At 65.2% G+C, this 22860-nt stretch carries 21 protein-coding genes; 12 read left to right on the top strand and 9 right to left on the bottom strand.

Annotation, left to right across the window (positions count from 1 at the left end):
• The first annotated feature begins 3 nt into the window (after positions 1–3).
• Positions 4–969 (top strand): Bug family tripartite tricarboxylate transporter substrate binding protein, encoded by a 966-nt coding sequence (locus tag B3098_RS20975; RefSeq protein ID WP_175185795.1) that lies wholly within the window; start codon positions 4–6, stop codon positions 967–969.
• 86 nt (positions 970–1055) lie between these two features.
• On the opposite strand, the gene B3098_RS20970 is transcribed toward B3098_RS20975, so the two are convergent.
• The 5 genes from B3098_RS20970 to B3098_RS20950 all read right to left on the bottom strand — a co-directional run bounded on the left by B3098_RS20970 (position 1056) and on the right by B3098_RS20950 (position 6747).
• On the bottom strand, positions 1056–1430 hold the full coding sequence (locus B3098_RS20970; protein ID WP_286898762.1) for a tautomerase family protein: 375 nt from the start codon (positions 1428–1430) through the stop codon (positions 1056–1058).
• 125 nt (positions 1431–1555) lie between these two features.
• The gene (locus tag B3098_RS20965; RefSeq protein ID WP_286898761.1) at positions 1556–2839 is read right to left on the bottom strand and encodes a quaternary amine ABC transporter ATP-binding protein; all 1284 of its coding nucleotides are present in this window, start codon (positions 2837–2839) and stop codon (positions 1556–1558) included.
• Entirely contained in the window at positions 2836–3693 is an 858-nt protein-coding gene (locus B3098_RS20960; protein ID WP_175125230.1) for an ABC transporter permease, read from the bottom strand. Before B3098_RS20960 ends, B3098_RS20965 begins: the two co-directional genes overlap by 4 nt.
• A 292-nt stretch (positions 3694–3985) precedes the next feature.
• Positions 3986–4987, bottom strand: a complete 1002-nt coding sequence (locus B3098_RS20955; protein WP_191578745.1) for an ABC transporter substrate-binding protein — start codon at positions 4985–4987, stop codon at positions 3986–3988.
• 494 nt (positions 4988–5481) lie between these two features.
• Positions 5482–6747 carry a class I SAM-dependent methyltransferase gene (locus tag B3098_RS20950; RefSeq protein ID WP_286898760.1) on the bottom strand — a complete coding sequence of 422 codons (1266 nt, stop codon included), beginning with the start codon at positions 6745–6747 and terminating at the stop codon, positions 5482–5484.
• Between the two features lie 157 nt (positions 6748–6904).
• Between B3098_RS20950 and B3098_RS20945 the strand changes: the two genes are divergently transcribed.
• The 6 genes from B3098_RS20945 to B3098_RS20920 all read left to right on the top strand — a co-directional run bounded on the left by B3098_RS20945 (position 6905) and on the right by B3098_RS20920 (position 12935).
• Entirely contained in the window at positions 6905–8104 is a 1200-nt protein-coding gene (locus B3098_RS20945; protein ID WP_191578743.1) for a Bcr/CflA family multidrug efflux MFS transporter, read from the top strand.
• A gap of 327 nt (positions 8105–8431) precedes the next feature.
• A complete protein-coding gene (gene rpmB, locus B3098_RS20940) occupies positions 8432–8668 on the top strand; it encodes a 50S ribosomal protein L28 (protein ID WP_076515521.1) in 237 nt (78 codons plus the stop codon).
• A 37-nt stretch (positions 8669–8705) separates the two neighbouring features.
• Positions 8706–8873, top strand: coding sequence for a 50S ribosomal protein L33 (gene rpmG / locus B3098_RS20935; protein WP_003810296.1), 168 nt, complete (start codon positions 8706–8708; stop codon positions 8871–8873).
• Positions 8874–9058: 185 nt separating this feature from the next.
• Positions 9059–10294, top strand: a complete 1236-nt coding sequence (locus B3098_RS20930) for an ABC transporter substrate-binding protein (protein ID WP_175139356.1) — start codon at positions 9059–9061, stop codon at positions 10292–10294.
• On the top strand, positions 10294–12171 hold the full coding sequence (locus B3098_RS20925) for an ABC transporter permease (protein ID WP_286898757.1): 1878 nt from the start codon (positions 10294–10296) through the stop codon (positions 12169–12171). Before B3098_RS20930 ends, B3098_RS20925 begins: the two co-directional genes overlap by 1 nt.
• Entirely contained in the window at positions 12168–12935 is a 768-nt protein-coding gene (locus B3098_RS20920; RefSeq protein WP_279975232.1) for an ABC transporter ATP-binding protein, read from the top strand. Before B3098_RS20925 ends, B3098_RS20920 begins: the two co-directional genes overlap by 4 nt.
• 71 nt (positions 12936–13006) lie before the next feature.
• Here B3098_RS20920 and B3098_RS20915 read toward each other — a convergent pair whose 3' ends face one another.
• From B3098_RS20915 to B3098_RS20900, 4 genes are all read right to left on the bottom strand, one after another.
• Positions 13007–14776, bottom strand: a complete 1770-nt coding sequence (locus B3098_RS20915) for a SulP family inorganic anion transporter (protein WP_286898756.1) — start codon at positions 14774–14776, stop codon at positions 13007–13009.
• A gap of 103 nt (positions 14777–14879) precedes the next feature.
• Positions 14880–15428: a hemerythrin domain-containing protein gene (locus B3098_RS20910; protein ID WP_279975236.1), complete on the bottom strand. Its 549-nt coding sequence runs from the start codon at positions 15426–15428 to the stop codon at positions 14880–14882.
• Positions 15429–15453: 25 nt separating this feature from the next.
• A complete protein-coding gene (locus B3098_RS20905; protein ID WP_286898753.1) occupies positions 15454–16614 on the bottom strand; it encodes a D-alanyl-D-alanine carboxypeptidase family protein in 1161 nt (386 codons plus the stop codon).
• The gene (locus tag B3098_RS20900; protein WP_286899301.1) at positions 16496–16753 is read right to left on the bottom strand and encodes a hypothetical protein; all 258 of its coding nucleotides are present in this window, start codon (positions 16751–16753) and stop codon (positions 16496–16498) included. Before B3098_RS20900 ends, B3098_RS20905 begins: the two co-directional genes overlap by 119 nt.
• A 280-nt stretch (positions 16754–17033) precedes the next feature.
• Here B3098_RS20900 and B3098_RS20895 point away from each other — a divergent pair, with 280 nt between their 5' ends.
• From B3098_RS20895 to lptE, 5 genes are all read left to right on the top strand, one after another.
• Entirely contained in the window at positions 17034–17492 is a 459-nt protein-coding gene (locus B3098_RS20895) for an HU family DNA-binding protein (RefSeq protein ID WP_063954526.1), read from the top strand.
• Positions 17493–17668: 176 nt separating this feature from the next.
• Complete coding sequence (locus tag B3098_RS20890) at positions 17669–18181, top strand: MarR family winged helix-turn-helix transcriptional regulator (RefSeq protein ID WP_175125202.1); 513 nt, start codon at positions 17669–17671, stop codon at positions 18179–18181.
• A gap of 100 nt (positions 18182–18281) precedes the next feature.
• Positions 18282–19442: an MFS transporter gene (locus B3098_RS20885; RefSeq protein WP_279975252.1), complete on the top strand. Its 1161-nt coding sequence runs from the start codon at positions 18282–18284 to the stop codon at positions 19440–19442.
• A gap of 87 nt (positions 19443–19529) precedes the next feature.
• A complete protein-coding gene (leuS, locus tag B3098_RS20880; RefSeq protein WP_286898751.1) occupies positions 19530–22187 on the top strand; it encodes a leucine--tRNA ligase in 2658 nt (885 codons plus the stop codon).
• An 11-nt stretch (positions 22188–22198) separates the two neighbouring features.
• On the top strand, positions 22199–22858 hold the full coding sequence (lptE, locus tag B3098_RS20875) for an LPS assembly lipoprotein LptE (RefSeq protein ID WP_175125200.1): 660 nt from the start codon (positions 22199–22201) through the stop codon (positions 22856–22858).
• The last annotated feature ends 2 nt before the right edge of the window (positions 22859–22860 follow it).

The raw sequence follows: 22860 nt of genomic DNA, 5'->3' as shown, positions 1-22860 counted from the left end.
CCCATGAAAAAAGCACTGCTGGCGACCACGCTGGCCCTTCTGGCGCTGGGAGGCGCCGCCAGCGCCCAGGCCGCGTGGCCCGACCGCCCGATCACGATGGTGGTGCCCTTCCCGCCCGGCGGTCCGACTGATCTGGTGGCGCGCGTGCTGGCCAAGCAATTGACGGACCAGCTGGGCCAGACCGTCGTCGTCGAAAACAAGGGCGGCGCCAACGGCAACATCGGCATGCAGTACGCGGCCGCGGCCAAGCCCGACGGCTACACGGTGCTGTACAACACCTCGTCCATCGCGCTCAGCCCCAACCTGTATCGCTCGCTGGCCTTCGACCCGGTCAAGGACTTTGCGCCGGTGTCCACCACGGCCGTCATTCCGCTCGTCCTGCTTGTGCATCCGTCGGTCCCCGCCGATACGGCGCCGGCCTTCGTGGACTATGCGCGCAAGCATCCCGGCAAGCTGTCGTACGGCTCTGCCGGCGCCGGCAACGTCACGCATCTGGGCGCGCTCCTGCTTTTGCGGTCGCTGGATATCGATGCGGTCCACGTGCCCTATCGCGGCAGCGCCCCGGCCATGACGGACCTGGTTGGCGGACAGGTCCAGGTGATGACCAACACGCTGAACGATTCGCTGGGCTTCATCCGCGAAGGCAAGCTGCGTGCGCTGGCGGTGACCAGCGAGACGCGCAGCGACCAACTGCCCAACGTGCCGACGGTGGCGGAAACCGTGGCGCCGGGTTTTGGGATGGGGGCTTGGCAAGGCGTGGTGGTGCCGGCCGGCACGCCCGCGCCTGTGATCGACAAGCTCAATGCCGAGATCCTGCGCGCCCTGAAATCCCCTGAGATGCAGAAGCAGCTGAAGGTGCAAGGCGCGCAGGCGCTGGGGTCGACGCCGCAGGAATATGCCGCCTACATCAAGAGCGAGATCGCGCGATGGGGCGAGGTGGTGAAGGCGGCGAACGTGAAGCTGGATTGAACGCAATTGCGCCTACGCGTCACTCGCCAAGACAAACGCCCGCGTGAAGCGGGCGTTTTCAATACTGCTTTGGTAAGCCGGGCGACTTAACGTCCCGCGGCCTTGGCGCTCAGGCCATTTGCCACGCCCATGTCGGTCTTGGGCACGTCGCGCAGGATCACGCGGACGTCTTCGCCAGAGATGTCGAGACTGGCGCACACGGCCTGGTTCAGCGCCGCGATCAGGGCGGCCTTCTTGGCTTCGTCGCGGCCTTCGATCAGACCCACGTCCACGCGCGCCATGCGCTTGCCGATTTCCCCCGCGACGATCACGTGTTCGGCCGGGACTTCGTGCAGCACGGCGCGCACGCTGGACAGCGGCGCCGCGATGCTTTCGACCACCGCGTTGGACGCGGCTTTGAGCAGGTCGGCTTTCTGGGCGGCCGTGTGGCCTTGCATGATCTGGACGTTCAAGAGGGGCATGACGATTCCGATGTTCCGATAAAAGGAAAACCGGTCAAGCCGACCGGCAAGCCATCATATCGTGACTGCGCCCGCGTGCAAGCAACTGCACGCGGGCGCAAGGGGTCATGCGGGGAACGCCGGAATCAGGCGGCGGCCTTGCCTTCGCGTTCCAGTTCCGATTGGACGTTCGACGCGTCTGCATCCGCCGTAGCCGGGGTATCCGTCAGGGTTTCAGCCGACACCGGCGGCTCGGTCAGGGCCGGCGTCACCAGCTCCACGACCTTTTTGCGGGACAGCATGCCCAGGAACTCGTCGTCCTCGCCCGTCACGGCGACCGGCTGATCGCTGTGCACCAGTTGCGCGAGCACTTCGCCCAGGCCCGCCGTGGCAGGCACCGACGCCAGGTCCTCGACAAAGCGGGACACATCGCGCGCGCCTTCCTGCATGGCCTTCGCGGCTGCCTCGGCGGTCAGCACGCCGGCGAGGCGCTTGCCGTCCAGCACCGGCGCGTACTCGTAGTTCAGCGCACTCATGCGGTCCACCGCATGCGCGGGGCGCGAGCGCATGGTCAGCGTCAGGCGCGCCGGATTCACGGCGTGCGTGGCGTTGAGCACCTTGGTGCGGTTCACGTCCTGCAGGAACGACTGCACGTAATCGTTGGCCGGGTTCAGCAAAATGTCTTCCGGCGTGCCTTCCTGCACCAGTTCGCCGTCCTTCAGGATGGCAATGCGGTTGCCCAGGCGCAGCGCTTCGTCCAGATCGTGCGTGATGAAGACGATGGTCTTGTTGAGCTTGGCCTGTAGTTGCAGCAGCTGATCCTGCATTTCGCGGCGGATCAGCGGGTCCAGCGCGGAGAACGCTTCGTCCATCAGCAGGATTTCGGCGTCGGTAGCCAGCGCGCGCGCCAGGCCGACACGCTGCTGCATGCCGCCGGAAAGCTGATGCGGGTACTGGTTCTCGAAGCCCGACAGGCCCACCTGTTCCAGCCATTCGCGGGCGCGCTGCTCGCGCTCGGCCTTGCCCACGCCTTGCACGGTCAGGCCGTACGCGGCGTTGTCCAGCACCGTGCGGTGCGGGAACAGGCCAAAGCGCTGGAACACCATGCTCATCTTCTTTTGACGGAAGACTTCCAGATCGCGCTTGTTCAGGCTGACCACGTCCACGCCATCGACCAGGATATGGCCCGCGCTGGGCTCGATCAGGCGGTTGAAGTGGCGGATCAGGGTCGACTTGCCCGATCCGGACAAGCCCATGATGACGTAGATGCTGCCTTCTTCGATGGACAGGCTGATGTCGCGCAGACCCAGCGTGTGGCCGCTTTTGGCCAGCAGCTCTTCTTTGCTCATGCCGCCCTGCGCGGCTTCCAGCCACTTCTTCGGATGCGCTCCGAAGATCTTGTAGATGTTCTTGACTTCGATCTTGCTCATCGCTGGCCTCCCATGCGCATGCGCTGTCCATACGATTGCGTGATCCGGTCGAACAGCACGGCCAGCACCACGATACCCAGGCCTGCCAACAGGCCCCGGCCCACTTCCAGGCGGTTGATGCCCAGCAGCACTTCATAACCCAGGCCGCGCGCGCCGATCATCGACGCAATGACGACCATCGACAGCGCCATCATCGTGGTCTGGTTGATGCCAGCCATGATGTTGGGCAGCGCCAGGGGCAACTGCACGCCGAACAGCTGCTGGCGCGGATTGGCGCCAAAGGCGCGCGACGCTTCCAGCACTTCGCGGTCGACCAGGCGGATGCCCAGGTCGGTCAGGCGGATGAGCGGCGGCACGGCGTAGATGACGGTTGCGATGATGGCGGGAATCTTCCCCAGGCCAAACAGCATGACGACGGGAATCAGGTACACGAAGCTGGGCATCGTCTGCATCACGTCCAGTACGGGCAGCATGCCCGAACGCAGCCAGTTCACCCGCGCCATCAGCACGCCCAGCGGGATGCCAATCAGCACGGACAGGCCGGCCGCCATGATCATCAGCGCCAGCGTCTGCATGCCGGCGTCCCACAGTCCCAGCACGCCGATCACGCACAGCAGCGCGCCCATCGCCAGGCTCAGCCCGACGCGGCGGCTCACGCCATAGGCGATCGCGATGGTGACGGCGACAACCGCCCACCAGGGCGAGTTGCGCAAAAGTTGCTCCAACCACACCAACGCATGCAGCACGGGCTGGGACAACGTCTCCAGCGTGTCGGCGTAGTTGGTGACCAGATGATCGACAAAGCCGTCGATCGCCCCCCGTACCTGACGGGCGGGAATAATTTCAGGAAACATCGTTTTGACTCCATTCTGGCGCGCTCGCCGCCCGTGTCGCCACCGGGCGCGCCGGCGCAGCGGAAAACGACGAGACTGAGACGGGTGCCTGGCACCTGGACGGATGATGGATCGCGCAGATCACATCCGCATCGGTGCCCTGCACCGGTATCACTGCCACCGCGGGTGGCGGCACAAGCACGCTTGCCGGGCCGGACGCTTGCGTCCGGCCGGCGGCCATCCCGGCAAAGAGGTCCGGTCCCATCGGGGGCCGGTACGCGCCACCGCGGCGCGCAGCCAGGATCACAGTGCTTTACAGCGCGCTTTGGACGCGCCCGGCGACGTCGGCGGGGACCCACTTGGTCCAGACGTCGGGTTTGTTCTTCAGGAACCACTTGGCCACGGCGTTCGATTCATCGCCGGACTCTTCCATGTGGGCCAGGGTTTCGTTGATGACCGGCAGCGGCACCGAGACCTTGGACAGGAATTCGGTCAGCTTGGGCGCATCTTCGGAGAACTTGGTGTTCACCGCGGTGAAGACGGGATTGTCGGGATAGGCGCTGGGCTCAGGCTTGGCGCACTTGGGCGACGTCAGGCACTTGTGCTTTTCGGCGTCGTAGGGCGGCAGATCCAGCTTGACCAGATCCATCGCGCCGACCAGCGGCGTGGGGGACCAGTAGTAGAAGACAACGTTCTGCTTGCGCTTGTAGGCCGACATCAGGGCCGCCTTCTGCGCCGCGCCCGTGCCGGGCGAGTACAGCGTGTAGGAGTCGTCAAGCTTCAGGGCATGGAACAGGTTGTTGCTGGTGATTTCGCAACCCCAGCCTGCCGGGCAGCCGTAGAAACGGCCCTTGTTGGGCTCTTCCGGATCCTTGAATTCATCCTTGAACTTGGGCAGGTCGGCTGCGGACTTCAGTTCGGGCAGGCGTTCGGCCGTGTACTTGGGGATGTACCAGCCTTCGGCGCCCATGAACACGTCACCGATGCGCTTGACCTTGCCGGTCTTCTCGGCGCGGGCCCAGGGGTCGGCCACGCTGTTCAGCCAGATTTCGGTATTGATGTCCAGATCGCCGCGCTCGAGGGCGGCCAGGGCGGGCAGGGTCTCGGTGGGCAGGGTTTCGGTCTTGCAACCGTAGCCCTTTTCCATGATGAATCGTTCGACGTCAACCAGGACCAGATTGGATTCCCAATTCATGCCGCCGAAGGTCACCGGGCGCTTGAGCTCGCATTGCGGGGCGTCGGCGGCTTGGGCCGCACCGGCAAACGCAAACATAACGGCCGCGGCGGCCAGGGTCTTGACAGGGGTAAAACGCATTGGCTTTTGCCTCCATAGGTTCAGGCACGCACGCCGGGAACAAGCCCGGGAGGCACCGTGGAGCTAAGGGGGTTGTGCGGAAGACGGGCAGAACCGCCAATACAAACCGACACTAGCAACAAGACGGCCCGCGAGGGACGCGGCGTCTTGCAAGACAGGGAGCTTCAAAAACGGGTTTTTGAGAACTCAGAGAAAGAGAACAAACTGAACGAAGAAGGCGGCATCTTAAACGAAATTGAGATGCAGACCAACCCCGAGGGTGAATGAAACAGATACATTCATCCGATTTTCATTAAGGGATAACCCGAGTGTTTCAGGGGAAAAACGCGATTTCCTCCTAGGCAAATCACAATCGCAAGGTCAGATACATCTAGTTAACATTCCGCGCGTATTTATACGTTCAACCGGTTCCAAAACCGGCGAAGAACCATCTATTGGCCCATTCAGGAATGGAATATTCCACGCGGCCATGTGGAACCAATCTTCCGCAACCATTACTCGGATCGCGTGGCGTACATATAGTCCCGCCGCCACGGATACGACAGATCGGCGGGAAGATCCAGTTCATCCGCGCGCCCCGTCGCGGGATGCTGCGCAAGAATCTGATGCAGCGCGATCCACCCATGCTCGAAGGCCATCGCGCAACCGGCCAGATACAGCCGGTAGGCGCGCAGTGAGCGCTCGCCCTGTTCCGCGCCCAGAATGCGCGCCGCGTCCGGCAACCGCGCTTCCAGCCGATCGCTCCACGCCCACAGCGTGCGCGCATAGTGCGGACGCAGGTTCTCCACGTCCAGGTCTTCCAGGCCGCCGTTGGCCAATGTCTGCATCACGACGCTGACGTGCGTCAGCTCGCCGCCCGGGAAGATGTACTTCTCGATGAACTCGCCCATGCCGTTGCCGAGTTCCGCGTTATCCACGCCGGCGGCGGTGATGCCGTGGTTCATGATGAGCCCGCCCGGCTTGAGCAGGCGGCGCAGCGTGGCGAAGTAGCTTTCCAGTTGCGCGCGACCTACGTGCTCGAACATGCCCACCGACGCAATCTTGTCGTAGGGTTGTGACGCGTCCAGCTTGCGGTAGTCCAGCAATTCGATGCGCACGCGGTCTGACAGGCCTTTTTCCTGGATCAGCCGGCTGACGTGCGCATGCTGGTTGCGCGACAGCGTGATGCCGGTGGCGTCCACGCCATAGTGTTCGGCCGCCCACAGCAACAGCCCGCCCCACCCCGCCCCCACATCCAGGAAGCGCTCGCCCGACGCCAGGCGCAGCTTGCGGCAGATGAGATCCAGTTTGGCTTCCTGCGCCTGCGCGAGCGTCATGCCCGGTTCGCGGAAGTACGCGCAGGAATACACGCGGCGCGGATCCAGCCACAGCGCGTAGAAGTCGTCGGACAGGTCGTAGTGAAATTCGATCTGCCGGGCGTCGCGCTCGATGGAATGGCGCCACACCGACATCACCTTGCGCACCAGGTCAGTCAGCCAGCCGCCGCGCGCCGCGTCCATCGGAGAGCCGGGCAGCAGCGCCGCGGCCGCCGCCATCACATCGCGCATGCTGCCCTCGATATCGATACGGCCTTCGACATAGTCCTGGCCCAGCACGCCAACGGCCCCTTCGGCCAGATGCGCCAACGCGGTCTTGTCATGCGTCACGAACCGCACGCGCGGGTCGGATGGGCCGAGCACGGCGCCATCGGGCAGCACAAGCTGAACGGAAACAGGCAAGGCCTGAAGTTTGTGCTCCACGACAGATAGCAAAGGATTCACGGCTTATCCTCCGGATGCATAGGGACACCAGGGACGCTAACGGAAAATGCCCGCAATCTTCCTGTAAGCCCGCCCATGATAAAGTCCCCGGCTTGGCGCGGCCAATACAGCCTCTGCACTGCCACGCGCCCTGTCCCTGCGTTTTACCGCGATCTACATGCCCCCAATGCAAACATCCCGCAGCAGCCTGCCCGGTTGGCTCATTCTCATGGGCGCGCTGACGGCCATCGGCCCGTTCGCCATCGACATGTATCTGCCCGCGTTCCCCACGATCGCGGCGAACCTTGGCGTGGCCCGCGGCGATGTCGAACGCACGCTGGCGGCGTACCTGATCGGCCTGGCGCTGGCGCAGGTGTTCTACGGCCCGATGGCGGACCGCTACGGCCGCAAGCCGCCGCTGCTGGTGGGCCTGACGCTGTTCATGATCGCCTCGCTGGGGTGCGCGCTGTCGGGTTCGGTCGAAGCCCTGACCGGCTGGCGCGTCGTGCAGGCCATGGGCGGCGCGGCCGGCATCGTGATCCCGCGCGCGGTCATCCGCGACCATTACGAAACCCATGAAGCCGCGCGCGCGATGTCGCTGCTGATGCTCATCATGGGCCTCGCGCCCATCCTCGCGCCGCTGATCGGCGGCCAGCTACTGGCCATCACCTCGTGGCGCAGCCTGTTCTGGGTGATGCTGGCGGGCGGTGCGATGTTGATGGCCGCGGTCATCATGATCATGAAGGAATCCCTTACGCCGGACCGCGTGGTGCCACTGCGCTGGAGCACCATCCTGCAGAACTACCGCGGCCTCTTCGCGCACCGCGGCTTCATGTCGCACAGCCTGGCGGGCGGGTTCGGGCAGGCGGGTATGTTTGCGTACATCATCGGTTCGCCCCGCGTCTTCATCGAACTCTACGGCGTGCCGCCGCAGTACTACGGTCTGCTGTTCGGCACCAACGCGCTGTCTCTCATCATCTGCTCGCAGATCAGCGCCCGCCTGCTGCGCACCCACACGCCGCGCCAATTGCAGCGCCGTGCGCTGGTCACGCTGGCGTGCGCCAGCCTCGTCGCCGTCGCCCTGACACTGGCCGGTTTGATGACGCTGCCGCTGCTGATGCTGTGCCTGATCGCCTACATGGGCAGCCAGGGCTTCGTGAACCCCAACTCGGCGGCGCTCGCGCTGTCCGACCAAGGCAAGCGCCTGGGCGCAGCGTCGGCCCTATTGGGGACGCTTCAATTGTCGTGCGGCGCCCTGGCGGGTTTTGCCGTCAGCGCCTGGCAGGCCGACACCGCCCTGCCCCTGACGACCACCCTGGCGGCGTGCGCCTGCCTGTCCTGGACAGCCGGCCGTGTGGCGCGTTCGCACACGACTTAGTCCTTTGGCTTGATTTATTTAAGAATTCCGTATTAGAATCGCGGTCTTCACATGAAGTTTCCCGTGCGGGACTACTATGCTTTGTAGTTCAGCACTCTGACCCCCAACCGCGTGTTGTGAATTCAAAGCGTGAATTCAAAGCTTGAATTCAAGCGGGTGGCAGGCAGCGGGTATAAGCACTGGGGTGAAATCACTTTCCCCCTCATCCACTAAGACTGGGTGGCCGGCCAAGGCAGCGCACAGCGCAGCCCACACAGCCCGGCGGCTAAACCCCCGTCTACCCCCCGAAGCGATGCGCGGCAAGAACGACACTAAAGAGGTGCATCCATGGCACGCGTATGCCAAGTGACCGGCAAAGGCCCGATGGTGGGCAACAATGTTTCGCACGCGAACAACAAGACCAAGCGCCGCTTCCTGCCCAACCTGCAATCGCGCCGGTTCTGGGTTGAAAGCGAAAACCGCTGGGTTCGCCTGCGTGTTTCGGCCAAGGCCATCCGCACGATCGACAAGAACGGCATCGAAGCCGTGCTGGCCGACATGCGTGCCCGCGGCGAACTGGCCTAATCGGCCGCCCCGCCAATCTACATACTAGGAGCACGACATGGCCAAAGGTATCCGCGAAAAGATCAAACTCGAGTCGACCGCCGGCACGGGTCATTTCTACACGACCACCAAGAACAAGCGCAACATGCCCGAGAAGATGCTGATCAAGAAATTTGATCCGGTCGCTCGCAAGCACGTCGACTACAAGGAAACCAAGCTGAAGTAATTCAGCCGGTATCCCGCAAGAAAGGCCCTGTCATGCAGGGCCTTTTTTATTGCCGTTATTTTCTTGCCATTCGTTTTCCACCATCATTTGCCGCCGCGCTGAAGGCCATGTTTCAATTAGGCCGCACCCGCGGCGCCCCAGGCGCGCGCAGGGGCCCGATTCATTCAACGCTGCGATAACCCGCCATGATCCGTCCCTGCCTCACCCTGCTGCGCCGCGCCGTTGCGCCCGCTCTCATCGCCCTGGCGCTGGCGCCGGCCGCCCCCGCCGCCGCGAAAGACAAGGAACCGCCGATCCGCATCGGCGAGATCAACAGCTACAAGGCCATTCCCGCCTTTCTGGGCCCGTACAAGAAGGGTTGGCAGTTGGCGCTTGAAGAAGTCAACGCCGCGGGCGGCGTGCTGGGCAGAAAGCTCGAGGTCATCTCGCGCGACGATAACGGCAACCCCGGCGACTCGGTCCGCGCCGCGCAGGAATTGCTGGCGCGCGAAAAAGTCGAGCTGCTGTTCGGCGGCTTTCTTTCCAACACGGGTCTCGCACTGACCGACTTCGCCAAGCAGCAAGAGGTGTTCTTTCTGGCCGCCGAACCGTTGACCGACAAGATCACCTGGCAGGAAGGCAACCGCTATACCTACCGCCTGCGTCCCTCCACCTGGATGCACGTGGCGGCGCTGGCCCCCAAGGCGCTCGCGCTGCGCAAAAAGCGCTGGGCCATCGTCTATCCCAATTACGAATACGGCCAATCCGCCGTGGCCACGTTCAAGGCCATGATGCAGTCGTTCCAGTCCGACGTCGAATTCGTCGCCGAACAGGCTGTGCCCCTGGGCAAGGTGGATGCCGGCGCGGTCGTGCAGGCATTGGCCGACGCCAAGCCCGACGCCATCTTCAACGTGCTGTTCGCCGCCGATCTGACCCGCTTCGTGCGCGAAGGCAACACGCGCGGCCTGTTTGAAAACATGCCCGTCGTGTCGCTCTTGTCCGGCGAACCCGAGTACCTGGAACCGCTGGGCGCCGACACGCCCACCGGCTGGATCGTCACCGGCTACCCCTGGTACGCCATCGACACCCCGGCCAACAAGACCTTCGTCGAAGCCTATAAAAAACGCTTCAACGAGACGCCCAAGGTCGGTTCCGTGGTGGGCTATGCGTCGCTGATGTCCATTGCGCAGGGCCTGAAGGCCGCCGGTTCCGTCGACACGGAAAAGCTCGTCGATGCCTTTGCCGGCCTGAAGGTGGACACGCCCTATGGCCCCATCCAGTACCGCAAGATCGACCATCAGTCGACGATGGGCGTCTATGTGGGCGTGACGGCGGTCGAAGACGGCAAGGGCATCATGAAGGATTTCGCCTACATCGACGGCGCCCGCCTGCAACCGCCTGACGAGCAGGTGCGCAAGATGCGGCCGGCGCCTGCCCGCTGATGAATGTATCCGGGCTGCTGCTGCAGCTACTCAATGGCCTGGCCGACGCCAGCGCGCTGTTTCTGGTCGCCGCCGGGCTGTCGCTGATCTTTGGCGTGACGCGCGTGGTCAACTTCGCGCACGGCTCGTTCTACATGCTGGGCGTGTATCTGGCCTGGACCTTCACCAGCCACTTCGGCGGCGGCGCGGGCTACTGGTTCGGGCTGCTGCTGGCGGCGCTGGCCACCGGCCTGATCGGCGCCGCGGCCGAGCTGCTGGTGCTCAAGCGCCTGTACCGCGCCCCCGAGCTCTTCCAGTTGCTGGCCACTTTCGCGCTGGTGCTCATCATCGGCGACGTGGCCCTGGCGGTCTGGGGCCCCGAAGACCTCTTCTCCGCCCGCGCACCGGGCCTGTCGGGCGCCGTGCAAATCCTGGGCCGGCGCTACCCCGAATACGACCTGCTGCTGATCGCCGCCGGTCCCATCGTGCTGGGCCTGCTGTGGCTGCTGCTCATGCGCACGCGCTGGGGCCGGTTGCTGCGCGCCGCCGCTGAAAACCGCACGATGCTCGCGGCCCTGGGCGTGAATCAGGCCTGGCTGTTCACGTCGGCCTTCACGCTGGGCGCCTTCCTTGCCGGCCTGGGCGGGGCGCTGGCCGCGCCGCGCGTGCCCGCCACGCTGGGCCTGGACCTGGAGATCATCGCCAGCGCCTTCGTAGTGGTGGTCGTGGGCGGGCTCGGATCGATACCGGGCGCGTTCCTGGCGGCCGTCCTGATCTGTTCGGTCAAGGCGCTGTTCGTGTTCCTGGGCCAGGTCGCCATCGGCCCCTGGGTATTCAACCTGTCCAAGCTCACGCTGCTGGCTGAATTCGCGGTGATGGCCGTGGTGCTGGTCGTGCGGCCGTGGGGCCTGATGGGCAAGCAGCCCGCGCCGGCCTCGCACGCCGGTCCGCCCGAACGCCCCATCGCCCCCGCCGGGCCACGGCTGCGTCTGGCCTACGCCGCGCTGCTGGTTCTGTTGGCGCTGGTGCCCGTCGCCACGCTGTACTGGCCCTATCTCAGCATCCTGATGACCGAGATCCTGATCGCCGCGCTGTTTGCCGCCAGCCTGCACTTTCTGACCGGACTGGCGGGCATGACCTCGTTCGGCCACGCCGCGTGGTTCGGGCTGGGCGCCTACGGCGCCGCGCTGCTGCTGAAACTGGCCGCCATCCCCATGGAAGCGGCGCTGCTGCTCGGCCCGTTCGCCGCAGCCCTTGGCGCGCTGGTGTTCGGCTGGTTCTGTGTGCGCCTGTCCGGCGTGTACCTGGCCATGCTGACGCTGGCCGTCGCGCAGATCCTGTGGGCGCTCACCTATCAATGGGATGACGTGACCGGCGGCAGCAACGGGCTGACCGGCTTGTGGCCCTCGGCATGGCTCTCGCAAGGACCGTGGTTCTATTACCTGTCGCTGGTGCTGTGCGCGGCCGGGGTCTGGTGGCTGCGGCGGCTGGCGTTTTCCCCGCTGGGCTTTGCGCTGCGCGGCGTGCGCGATTCGTCCTTGCGCGCCGAAGCGCTGGGCATGGACACGCGCCGCATCCAGTGGGCCGGATTTGTGGCCGCCTCGTTCGCGGCGGGCCTTGCCGGATCGCTCTACGCATTTTCCAAGGGCAGCATCGCGCCCGACGTGCTGGCGGTAAGCCGCTCGGTGGACGGGCTGGTCATGGTGCTGCTGGGCGGCATCCAGACGCTGGCCGGTCCCCTCGTTGGCGCGGCGTCGTACACCTGGCTGCAGGATGCTGCGGCGCGCAGCACCGAATACTGGCACGCAGTGCTGGGCCTGGCCATCCTGGCGCTGGTCATGGCCTTCCCTGAAGGGCTGGCCGGCGCGGCGGCCCGCCTGCGCAGGAGGTCCGCATGACGACGCCAGCTCCCCTGCTGCAGGTGCGCAACCTGCGCAAATCCTTCGGCGGCATCGACGCGCTGGCCGACGTGTCGTTCGACCTGCAAGCCGGACACATGCTGGCCTTGATCGGCCCGAACGGCGCGGGCAAGTCGACATGCTTCAACGTGCTGGGCGGGCAGTTGCGCCCGGATTCGGGTTCGGTTCGGCTGGACGGGCAGGAGCTTGTTGGCCTGTCGGCCGGCAAGATCTGCCGGCTGGGCGTGGGCCGCAGCTTCCAGACCGCGGCCACATTCCGGTCGATGACCGTGCTTGAAAACGTGCAGACGGCCCTACTGTCCCGCGACCGGCTGCTCTTCAACCCTTGGCGGCGCGCCGCTCGCCATGCCGCTGATGAAGCCAGGACCCTTCTGTCGCAAGTGCAGATGGCGGACAAGGCTGACGAGGCCTGCGGCACGCTGGCCTATGGCGACGTCAAACGGGTGGAACTTGCGATGGCGTTGGCGCACCAGCCGCGCCTGTTGCTGATGGACGAGCCCACGGCCGGCATGGCCACCAACGAACGACACGCGCTGATGCGCCTTACCCGCCAGCTGGCGGACACGCAACGCATTGCCGTCCTGTTCACGGAACACAGCCTGGACGTCGTGTTCAAGCACGCAGATCGCATCGCGGTGCTGGTGCGCGGCGGCCTGCTGGCCGAAGGCGCTCCCGCCGCCATCGCGGCTGACGAGCGGGTCAAGGCCGCTTATCTGGGCACCGAGGCGCCGCAAGGCGCCTGACGTCAACGCGGGCCGCGGACCGTCAGGACCGCGATGGCGCCTGCGTCAACAAGCCCGCCGCAACCATCGCATCACCCATCCCGCTGCGGGCTGTCCGGCTGGCATTCCCAGAAAATCCGGGCCGTGCATCCCGCGCAAATGTTCCGGTCCAGCTTCGCGTAGATCGCATGCAATGCCGTCGCCTTGTCCGGAAAGATGTGATCGGCGCCCAGCCGTTCCAGGAATCCGGTGCGGCGCCACATGTCCATGACCTCTGGCCGAGGCCGGTGGAAATAAAGGTCGCCGCCCATCGCGCGCCGGGCCGCCAGTTCGTCGTCCCAGACCTGCGCACCGGCCAGGTCGATGAAATTCATGCTCTTGGCCATGACCAGCAGATGGCGAGGCGCGCCGGGCGCCGAGCGCAGATCGTGCAGCCGCTGCGCCACGTGCGCCGCCGCGCCGAAATAGACCGACCCCTCCATGCGCAGCAGCTTCAGTTGGGGACATTCCGGCAACGCGTCCGGCTGATGCTCCAGCACGACGAAGCGGCGATCCAGCCCGCGCGAATCAAATCCCATCGTGCGCATCGCCGGCCGCGACGTGCGGTGTAGATACACCATCAGCGACAGCACCGTGCCCAGCAGGATTGCCACTTCCATGCGGATGGCGATCGTCGCGGCCAGCGTGGCGCCGGCGATGGCGCATTCGCCAGGCTGTGTGCGCAGCAGGTGCCGCCAGCGCGGCACGTCCAGCAGCGTCCAGGCCACCAGCAACAGCAACCCCGAGATCGCGGCATGCGGAATCAACGCCAGCAACGGCGCGGACACCGCCACCAGCAGCATCAGCAACAACGCGGAAAACACGGACGCCAGCGGCGTTTTCGCCCCGGCCTCGAAGTTGGGGATGGACCGATTGAGCGATCCGCAGGACAGGTAACAGGAAAAGAACCCGCCGACGACGTTGGACAGACCCTGCCCCACAAACTCGCGGTTCGCGTCGATGCGCTGCCCGGACCGCGTCGCCACCGCCTTGGCGATGGAAATGGACTGCGCCAGCGCCACGATGGTCAGGGCGAACGCCAGGCTCAACAGATCGGGAAGCGCGCGCCAATCGACGCTGGGCACGTGAAACGGCGGCCACGGCTGCGCGATGGCGCCCAGCACGGGAACCGGCGCGCTTGCGGGCGCCACGACCCACGTATTGAAAACCCATGCCGCGAATGTCCCCGCGGCCAGGCCCAGCAGCATGTAAGGTTTGCGCTTGTCCAGCCTGCGTGCCAGCAACGCCGTGACCAGGGTGACCAGCGTCACCAGCAAAGCATCCGGATGCACCTGCCCGAGATGCGTGGCGACGCTTTCCAGCACCGCCCCCGCGCCGTGCGCTTCTGGCGACGGCAGGCCCAGCGCGTCCTTCAACGCATGCACCGCGATCAGCACGGCCGCGCCGCTGGTAAAGCCGAACAACGCCGACGGTGATATGAAGTGCGCCAGCGATCCCAGCCGCAAGACACCCACCAGCCACTGCATGACGCCGACCAGCACGGTCACGGCAAGCGCAAGCTGGATGTAGGCGGGGCTGCCCGCAGCCGCCAGCGGCGCCAGCACGGCAAAGAGCGCCAGCGAATTCGCGTTGGTCGGGCCCGACATCACATGGCGGCTGGAGCCGAACAACGCCGCCACGATACAGGGCACGATGGCCGAATACAGGCCGTATTCCGGCGGCAGGCCCGCCAGCGTGGCAAACGCAACGCCCTGCGGCAGCACCAGCAACGCCCCCAACAGGCCCGCCGCCAGATCAGCGCGCAGCGTCAACCGGTTGACGTCGTCCACCCACGAGCCGAAAAGCCGGCGCGCGACGTTCATTCCCCCCTGCATCATCCTGTCTTGTTCCCTGGGCATCGGCGTTCACGCCGGTCCGGCTAGGGTAAACGCTCGACCTTGACCACGCAACGCGGGAATCAGCGGATCAGCCCGCTTCACCGCCGCGGCGCGCCTTCATGGCCTGGCCGATCGCGGCCAGCGCATCGTCAGGAATCAGCCGCGCCGCCATCGGCAGCAGCTCGTCCTCTTCGCGCCGGATGTGCGCGTTGTAGGCGTCGGTGAAGGCCTGGACCTGCTGCGCCGGCAATTGCGCCGGTCGACCCGCCGCGATCTCGGACAGCGTCTCGCGCAGGGGTTCCCACAGTCCGGCCAAATGCCGATGATCAGCCATCAGACCGTCAACCAGCGCGTGCAGGCACACCGCGTCGGACCCCGCCATGGAATCGATCAGGGCGGGAAACAGGTCCTCTTCTTCGTCTTCGTGGTGATGGGCTGCGGCGGTGTCGAAATACCGGCGCACACTGGTGGCGGCGGTTTGCGCCGCCGCGTCGCTGCCATGCGCGGGCAGGTGCGCCGCCAGCCGCGCCAGCGTGGCGCATTGGCGCGCGATGCGTCCGTGGCACGCCGACAGCAGCGCCAGCGGATCGTCAGGGCCCGGCGCCGCGGCCGGTCCGCCTGGAAAGCTCACTGCCATCGCCTACCTCCGAAATCGTGTTGCGTTATCCCTGCGTGCCGCGCCACCACAAACGGATGGAGTCCCACGCGCGGCCGGCAATGCCCGCCTCGGCCACCGGCTCCAGCGCGACAACCGGGAAGTGCATGGCGGGCTTGCCGTCGACCGTCACCCGCAGTTCGCCCACCGTCGATTGCGCGGCGATCGGCGCAACCAGCGGCGCCTGCGGCGCCCAGACCGATTCGACCTTCGCGCCGGCGGGCACGGTGACGTACGCGTCCCGCGAGAAGCCGACCTTCATGCTGTCCGCCTCGCCCTTCCAGACCTCCGGCGTCGCGACGGTTTGGCCGCTCGCGTAGAGCTTGATGGTATTGAACCCCTGGAAGCCCCATTCCAGCAACTCGCGGCTTTCCTGCGTGCGCAGCTTGTCAGACGCAGTGCCGACCACCACCGTGATCAGCCGCCGCTGATCGCTGCCATTGGGCCGGCGCGCCGAGGCAATGATGCAATAGCCGGCCGATGCCGTATGTCCGGTCTTCAATCCATCAACGCTGGGATCCAGCCACAGCAGCCGGTTGCGGTTGGGCTGCGTGATCTTGTTGAAGGTGAACTGTTTGGCCGAATCGTAGGTCTTGTAGAGCTGAGGAAAATCGCGGATGAAGCGGGTGGCCAGGATCGACAGGTCGCTCGCGGTGGAATACGTATTCGGATCCGGCAGCCCGTGCGGACTGGCGAAACGCGTAGCGTGCAAGCCCAGACGCGCGGCGGTGTCGTTCATGCGTTCGACAAAGGCTTCGACGCTGCCCGACACGGCCTCGGCCAGCGCGACGGCCGCGTCATTGCCCGACTGGATCATCAACCCGCGCAGCAGGTCGTCCACCGACACCTTGGTGTTTGGCTCCAGGAACATCTTTGAACTTCCCGCCGGCACCTTCCAGGCCCGCGTCGAGATCGTGACGAGCTGGTTCGCCGTCAGTTCTTTCTTGGTCAACGCCTCGAACACCACATAGGCCGTCATGATCTTGGTCAGGGACGCCGGCTCGATGCGCGTCGTGGCCGCGTGCGACGCAATGACCTGGCCGCTGGTTTCATCCAGCAGCAGCCAGGCCTTGGCCGACAGCGCTGGCGCGGGCATCGATTGCGCCATTGCGCTGGATATACAAGCGGTCGCAACGAGCAGGCTCGCCGCCAACTTCTTCATCAACATATAGCTGCTTCACTTCCATGTTCTGGTTTTCTTCGGGTGCGCGCGATTGCAAGGGAAAGGCCTGATTCCAGGCACTTTCCGCGCCTGCCTGCCGCGCGCGCCGCCCGCAATTGGAACATGCGCCGCCAGATAGGTTCATCCGCATGCCTCGCGACGGCGTCTGACCGCGCGCCTTCGCAGCGTTTTCCATCGCGCGCGCGGCCTGCGGCTATGGCCCGCGAAAACGCCGGCGAATGTCACGACATCTTGCGAAACCCCTTGCAGAAAGCACTTTTCTGCGTCGAAAACAACAAACAGTGGCTTAAAACCCGTTGGAAAGCCGCTTTTACCGCCACTCTTCCGCTATCATCGGGCGCGTAGCGTCAAATGCCGATATCCGGCACGCGCTGCTCCATGTCCTCAACATACGGATTTTGACCATGGCCACGAAAGCTAAAGCTCCTGCCAAGAAAGTCACCAAGACCGCCGTCAAGGCGCCCGCAAAGAAGGCGACTGCCGCCAAGCCCGCCGTGAAGCCGGCTGCCAAGAAGGCCGTCGCCGCCAAGAAGGTCGCTGCCGCCCCCAAGGCCATCAAGGCCGCGATGAACAAGACCCAGCTCATCGCCTACATCGTTGAGCAATCGGGCGTCGAAGCCAAGTCGGTCAAGGCCGTCCTGGCCAGCCTGGAAACTTCGGTGCTGGGTTCCGTGGACAAGAAGGGCGCTGGCGAATTCACGCTGCCCGGCCTGTTCAAGGTTGCCGTGCAAAAGGTTCCCGCCAAGGCCAAGCGCTTCGGCAAGGATCCGTTCACGGGCGAAGAGCGCTGGTTCCCCGCCAAGCCGGCTTCGGTCAAGGTGAAGGTTCGCCCGCTCAAGAAGCTGAAGGACGCCGCGCAGTAATTTAATTACGCGCAGTCTCCGGTCAAGCCGGAAAGGCCCGCCTCGCAAGAGGCGGGCCTTTCTTTTTTCGCGCGCGCTTTGCGTTATGCCGCCCGCGCTTTGCGTTGATCCCGAGCCGCTGCTAGAATTTTGTCTTTACGTGAAGATACTTCACATTAAAACAACAGCCACTCGCCATGAATGACCTCGTCGATCTCGTGATTTCGCAGTGGGCCAAAGAGTGCCCGTCGCAAGACTTCTCCGCCATGTCGGTCGTTGCGCGTCTCTTCCGCCTGAATGCCTTCGCGGCCCGCAACGTCAACCGCACCTTTCGCCAATACAACCTGCACCAAGGCGAATTCGACGTGCTCGCCACGCTCTACCGCACTGGCGCTCCCCACGCCATGAATCCGCAAAAGCTTGTCGAAGCCCTGTTGCTCACGTCCGGCGCCATGACCAATCGCCTGGACAGACTGGAACAGGCCGGGCTGCTCGTGCGCAGCCCCAATCCCGAGGACCGGCGCGGCGTCATCGTGTCGCTCACCGCCGAAGGACTGCGCGTCATCAAGGTCGTGCTCAAGGACTATCTGGCCGATCTGAATGAGTTTCTCGAACCGCTGTCGGCGGCCGAGCGCCGCCAATTGGCCGGTCTGCTGAAGAAACTGCTGCTCAAGCAGGACCAGGACACGCCCGGCAGCGTCGGTGCGTAACCCGTAGCGACCGCTTCATCTTCAATACCACTTGCGCTTCAGATCAGTGACTTCCCCCGAACAAACCACCCCGACCCTCACCGCCCCCATCATCCTCCTGATGTCGGTGGCGACCGGCCTGGCCGTCGCCAGCAACTATTACGCGCAGCCCCTCTTGCACACCATCGGCCAGCAGTTCTCGATTTCGAACGCAACGGCCGGCACGATCGTCACCACCGCGCAGCTCAGCTACGCCGTGGGGCTGATGCTGCTGGTGCCGCTGGGCGACATGTTCGAGCGCCGTTCGCTGATCGTGCTGATGAACCTGCTGTCGGCGGGCGGCCTGCTGATTTCCGCCTTCTCCACCAGCATCTCGATGCTCATCATCGGCACCGCGCTGACCGGCATGCTGTCCGTCGTCGCCCAGATCCTCGTGCCGTTCGCGGCCACGCTGGCGGCGCCCCACGAGCGCGGCAAGGCCGTGGGCACGGTCATGAGCGGGCTGCTGCTGGGCATCCTGCTGGCCCGCACCGCGGCGGGCGCGCTGGCCGACGTGGGCAGCTGGCGCACGGTGTATTGGGTCGCCGCCATCCTGATGCTGTGCATGTCCGCCGTCCTGTGGCGCGTATTGCCTCGCTACCAGAGCCCCACGGCAATGAGCTATCCGCAGCTGCTGGGCTCCATCCTGCGCATGTTCGTCGAGGAACCCCTGTTCCGCGCCCGGTCCCTCATCGGCGGGCTGCTGTTCGCCGCCTTCAGCATGCTGTGGACGCCGCTGACCTTCCTTCTGGCTGGCCCGCCCTATGAATACAGCAACACCACCATCGGCCTGTTTGGCTTGGCGGGCGCCGCCGGGGCCTATGCTGCCAACCGCTTCGGGCGCCTCGCCGACCGCGGTCTGGGCAACCTCGCCACCCGCGTTGGCCTGCTGCTTCTGCTGGGTTCCTGGGGACTGATGGCCTTCGGGCAGGTGTCGGTGCTTGCTCTGCTGGCCGGCATCCTGGTGCAGGATCTGGCGATCCAGGGCGTACACGTCACCAACACCAGCTCCATCTACCGCCTGCGGCCCGAGGCGCGCAGCCGCCTGACCGCCGGTTACGTCACCTGCTACTTCATCGGCGGCGCGTCGGGTTCGCTGGTTTCGTCCTGGCTGTACGCCCATTTCGGCTGGCCCGCGGTGGTGATCGCGGGCGCCGTTCTGGCGGCCCTCACGCTGGCTTATGGCGCGCTTGCGCCCAGTGCGCGCATCCCCGAAATGCCCTCGCCCCCTGCCAGCGCCTAGCACCTCCTATAATCAGGGGTTTTGACCGCCACCGCGCCCCGGCGCGATGGGGCGGCTCACCCCTTTTTTGCCACCGCGCACGAGCCCATGCAGGAACGCTACCTCCCCACTACCGTCGAAGCGGCCGCCCAACAAGACTGGCAGGCCCGCGACGTCTATCTGGTCCACGAACACGCCAAGAACCCCGACGGCTCCGAAAAGCCCAAGTTCTACGCCTGCTCCATGCTGCCCTATCCCAGCGGCAAGCTGCACATGGGCCACGTGCGCAACTACACCATCAACGACATGATGGCCCGCCAGCTGCGCATGCGCGGCTACAACGTGCTCATGCCCATGGGCTGGGACGCCTTCGGCATGCCGGCGGAAAACGCCGCCATCAAGTCCAAGGTGCCGCCCGCCAAGTGGACCTACGACAACATCGCCTACATGAAGAAGCAGATGAAGGCGATGGGTCTGGCAATCGATTGGACGCGCGAAATGTGCGCCTGCGATCCGCAGTACTACAAGTGGAACCAGTGGCTGTTCCTGAAGATGCTCGAAAAGGGCGTGGCCTACCGCAAGACCCAGGTCGTCAACTGGGATCCGGTCGACCAGACCGTGCTGGCCAACGAACAGGTCATCGACGGCCGCGGCTGGCGTTCCGGCGCCCTCGTCGAAAAGCGCGAGATCCCCGGTTACTACCTGCGCATCACCGATTACGCCGACGAACTGCTCGGCGCCGTTCAGAACGACCTGCCGGGCTGGCCCGAGCGCGTGCGCCTGATGCAGGAAAACTGGATCGGCAAGTCCGAAGGCCTGCGCTTTGCCTTCCCGCACCAGATCGCCGGCCAGGACGGCCAGCTGATCCAGGACGGCAAGCTGTACGTCTTCACCACCCGCGCCGACACGATCATGGGCGTGACGTTCTGCGCCGTGGCGCCCGAACACCCGCTGGCCTCGCACGCGGCGGCCAACAATGCGCCGCTGGCCGCGTTCATCGAACAATGCAAGCTTGGCGGCACCACCGAGGCCGAAATGGCCACGCGTGAAAAAGAAGGCATGCCCACGGGCCTGTTCGTCACGCACCCCATCACGGGCGCGCAGGTCGAAGTCTGGGTCGGCAACTACGTGCTCATGACCTACGGCGACGGCGCCGTCATGGGCGTGCCGTCGCACGACGAGCGGGACTTCGCCTTCGCCAAGAAATACAACCTGCCCATCGTGCAGGTCGTGGACGTGCCCGGCAAGGACTACTCCACCGACGCCTGGCAGGAATGGTACGGCGACAAGCAATCGGGCCGCACCATCAATTCCGGCAAGTACGACGGCCTGTCCTACAAGGAAGCCGTGGACGCCATCGCGGCCGACCTCGGCGAAAAGGGCCTGGGCGAAAAGCAGACCACGTGGCGCCTGCGCGACTGGGGCATTTCGCGCCAGCGCTACTGGGGCACCCCGATCCCGATCATCCACTGCGAAGACTGCGGCCCGGTGCCGGTCCCGGAAAAGGACCTGCCCGTGGTCCTGCCCGACGACCTCATCCCCGATGGCAGCGGCAATCCGCTGGCCAAGAACGAGGCCTTCCTGTCCTGCGCGTGCCCCAAGTGCGGCAAGCCCGCGCGCCGCGAAACGGACACGATGGACACGTTCGTGGACTCGTCCTGGTACTTCATGCGCTACACCTCGCCCGGCAACGACAACGCCATGGTCGACCAGCGCAATGACTACTGGATGCCGATGGACCAGTACATCGGCGGCATCGAGCACGCCGTGCTGCACCTCCTGTACGCGCGCTTCTGGACCAAGGTCATGCGCGACATGGGCCTGCTCAACTTCGACGAACCCTTCACCAAGCTGCTGTGCCAGGGCATGGTGCTGAACCACATCTACTCGCGCAAGACGCCCCAGGGCGGCATCGAGTATTTCTGGCCTGAAGACGTCGACAACGTCTACGACGATCGCGGCGCCATCATCGGCGCCAAGCTGAAGTCGGACGGCTCGGCCATCCACTACGGCGGCGTGGGCACGATGTCCAAGTCCAAGAACAACGGCGTCGATCCGCAATCCCTGATCGACACGCTGGGCGCCGACACGGCCCGCCTGTTCGTCATGTTCGCCAGCCCGCCCGAGCAGACCCTCGAATGGTCCGACTCCGGCGTCGAAGGTTCCAACCGCTTCCTGCGCCGCCTCTGGTCCATCAGCTACGGCCATCGCGAAGCCATCGCTCGCGGCCTGGCCCAAGGTACGGACTGGACGCAGGCGCCCGCCGCCGTCAAAGATCTGCGCCGCGAGGTCTACGGGCTCCTCAAGCAGGCCGACTACGACTACCAGCGCATCCAGTACAACACCGTCGTGTCCGCCTGCATGAAGATGCTGAACGCCATCGACGACGCCAAGCTGCCGGAAGGCGCCGAGGCCGACGCAGCCTATGCCGAAACCGTCGGCGTCCTGCTGCGCGTGCTGTACCCGGTCGTGCCGCACGTCACCTGGCACCTGTGGCAGGATCTGGGCTACGCCAAGGAACTCGGCGACCTGCTCGATGCGCCGTGGCCGCACGTGGACGAAGCCGCCCTCGTCGCCGACGAGATCGAACTGATGCTCCAGGTCAACGGCAAGCTGCGCGGTTCCATCCGCGTGGCCGCCAAGGCCCCCAAGGAAGACATCGAAAAACTGGCCGCCAGCCAGGAAGAGGTCGCCCGATTCCTGGAAGGCCGTCCGCCCAAGCGTGTCATCGTGGTTCCGGGCAAACTGGTCAACGTCGTAGGCTGATGAGGTCAAGCATGTACTTCGCCGGGCAACAATCGCAACTCTCCCGCCAATCCTGGCTGCTGCGCGGCGCCTGCCTGGCGCTGTTCATGCTGCTCACCGCCTGCGGTTTCGCGCTGCGCGGCGTGACCCCGATGCCGTTCGAACGCCTGTACGTAGGCATCCCCGATACCACCCAGTTCGGCGCGGACGTGCGCCGCGCGCTGCGCGCGGCCTCGCCCGACACCAAGCTGGTCGACACGCCCAAGGAAGCGCAGGCGATCCTCCAGCAGGTCAATGACTCGCGCACGCTGCGCGAGGTCTCGCTCAACGCTCAGGGCCGTGTGGAATCCTACGAACTCGGCATCAACTACACGTTCCGCCTGATCGACGCCCAGGGCCGCGCGCTGGTCCCGGACACGACGCTGTCCATCTACCGGGAAATGCCGTACGACGATCAGGTCGTGCAGGCCAAGCAGGGCCAGATCGACACCCTGTTCAAGGCCATGCAACGCGATCTGGTCTCGCGCGTGCTGCGCCGCATCACCGCGCCTGACGTGCACAAGGCATTCGAAGCCGCGCAGGAAGGCGACGACGAAAACACGCCGCTGTTCAACCCGAACGAACCGCAGCGGCCGCGCGTGCCCACTCCCTGGCAGACGCCGTCCGTCACCGACCCGACCAACGTCCGCTAGCC

Origin of the sequence: Achromobacter sp. UBA2119 (genome assembly GCF_002331005.1) — a bacterium.
GTDB classification, from domain to species: domain Bacteria; phylum Pseudomonadota; class Gammaproteobacteria; order Burkholderiales; family Burkholderiaceae_B; genus Achromobacter; species Achromobacter animicus.
This window is presented reverse-complemented; position numbering and strand designations above follow the sequence as displayed.

Coding starts and splice junctions, on each gene's coding strand:
- B3098_RS20975 (WP_175185795.1), top strand. CDS start 4: ATGAAAAAAGCACTGCTGGCGACCACGCTGGCCCTTCTGGCGCTGGGA.
- B3098_RS20900 (WP_286899301.1), bottom strand. CDS start 16,753: ATGAACCTATCTGGCGGCGCATGTTCCAATTGCGGGCGGCGCGCGCGG.
- B3098_RS20925 (WP_286898757.1), top strand. CDS start 10,294: ATGAATGTATCCGGGCTGCTGCTGCAGCTACTCAATGGCCTGGCCGAC.
- B3098_RS20905 (WP_286898753.1), bottom strand. CDS start 16,614: ATGTTGATGAAGAAGTTGGCGGCGAGCCTGCTCGTTGCGACCGCTTGT.
- leuS (WP_286898751.1), top strand. CDS start 19,530: ATGCAGGAACGCTACCTCCCCACTACCGTCGAAGCGGCCGCCCAACAA.
- B3098_RS20890 (WP_175125202.1), top strand. CDS start 17,669: ATGAATGACCTCGTCGATCTCGTGATTTCGCAGTGGGCCAAAGAGTGC.
- B3098_RS20945 (WP_191578743.1), top strand. CDS start 6,905: ATGCCCCCAATGCAAACATCCCGCAGCAGCCTGCCCGGTTGGCTCATT.
- B3098_RS20920 (WP_279975232.1), top strand. CDS start 12,168: ATGACGACGCCAGCTCCCCTGCTGCAGGTGCGCAACCTGCGCAAATCC.
- B3098_RS20885 (WP_279975252.1), top strand. CDS start 18,282: ATGTCGGTGGCGACCGGCCTGGCCGTCGCCAGCAACTATTACGCGCAG.
- B3098_RS20915 (WP_286898756.1), bottom strand. CDS start 14,776: ATGAACGTCGCGCGCCGGCTTTTCGGCTCGTGGGTGGACGACGTCAAC.
- rpmB (WP_076515521.1), top strand. CDS start 8,432: ATGGCACGCGTATGCCAAGTGACCGGCAAAGGCCCGATGGTGGGCAAC.
- lptE (WP_175125200.1), top strand. CDS start 22,199: ATGTACTTCGCCGGGCAACAATCGCAACTCTCCCGCCAATCCTGGCTG.
- B3098_RS20895 (WP_063954526.1), top strand. CDS start 17,034: ATGGCCACGAAAGCTAAAGCTCCTGCCAAGAAAGTCACCAAGACCGCC.
- B3098_RS20965 (WP_286898761.1), bottom strand. CDS start 2,839: ATGAGCAAGATCGAAGTCAAGAACATCTACAAGATCTTCGGAGCGCAT.
- B3098_RS20910 (WP_279975236.1), bottom strand. CDS start 15,428: ATGGCAGTGAGCTTTCCAGGCGGACCGGCCGCGGCGCCGGGCCCTGAC.
- B3098_RS20955 (WP_191578745.1), bottom strand. CDS start 4,987: ATGCGTTTTACCCCTGTCAAGACCCTGGCCGCCGCGGCCGTTATGTTT.
- B3098_RS20960 (WP_175125230.1), bottom strand. CDS start 3,693: ATGTTTCCTGAAATTATTCCCGCCCGTCAGGTACGGGGGGCGATCGAC.
- rpmG (WP_003810296.1), top strand. CDS start 8,706: ATGGCCAAAGGTATCCGCGAAAAGATCAAACTCGAGTCGACCGCCGGC.
- B3098_RS20970 (WP_286898762.1), bottom strand. CDS start 1,430: ATGCCCCTCTTGAACGTCCAGATCATGCAAGGCCACACGGCCGCCCAG.
- B3098_RS20930 (WP_175139356.1), top strand. CDS start 9,059: ATGATCCGTCCCTGCCTCACCCTGCTGCGCCGCGCCGTTGCGCCCGCT.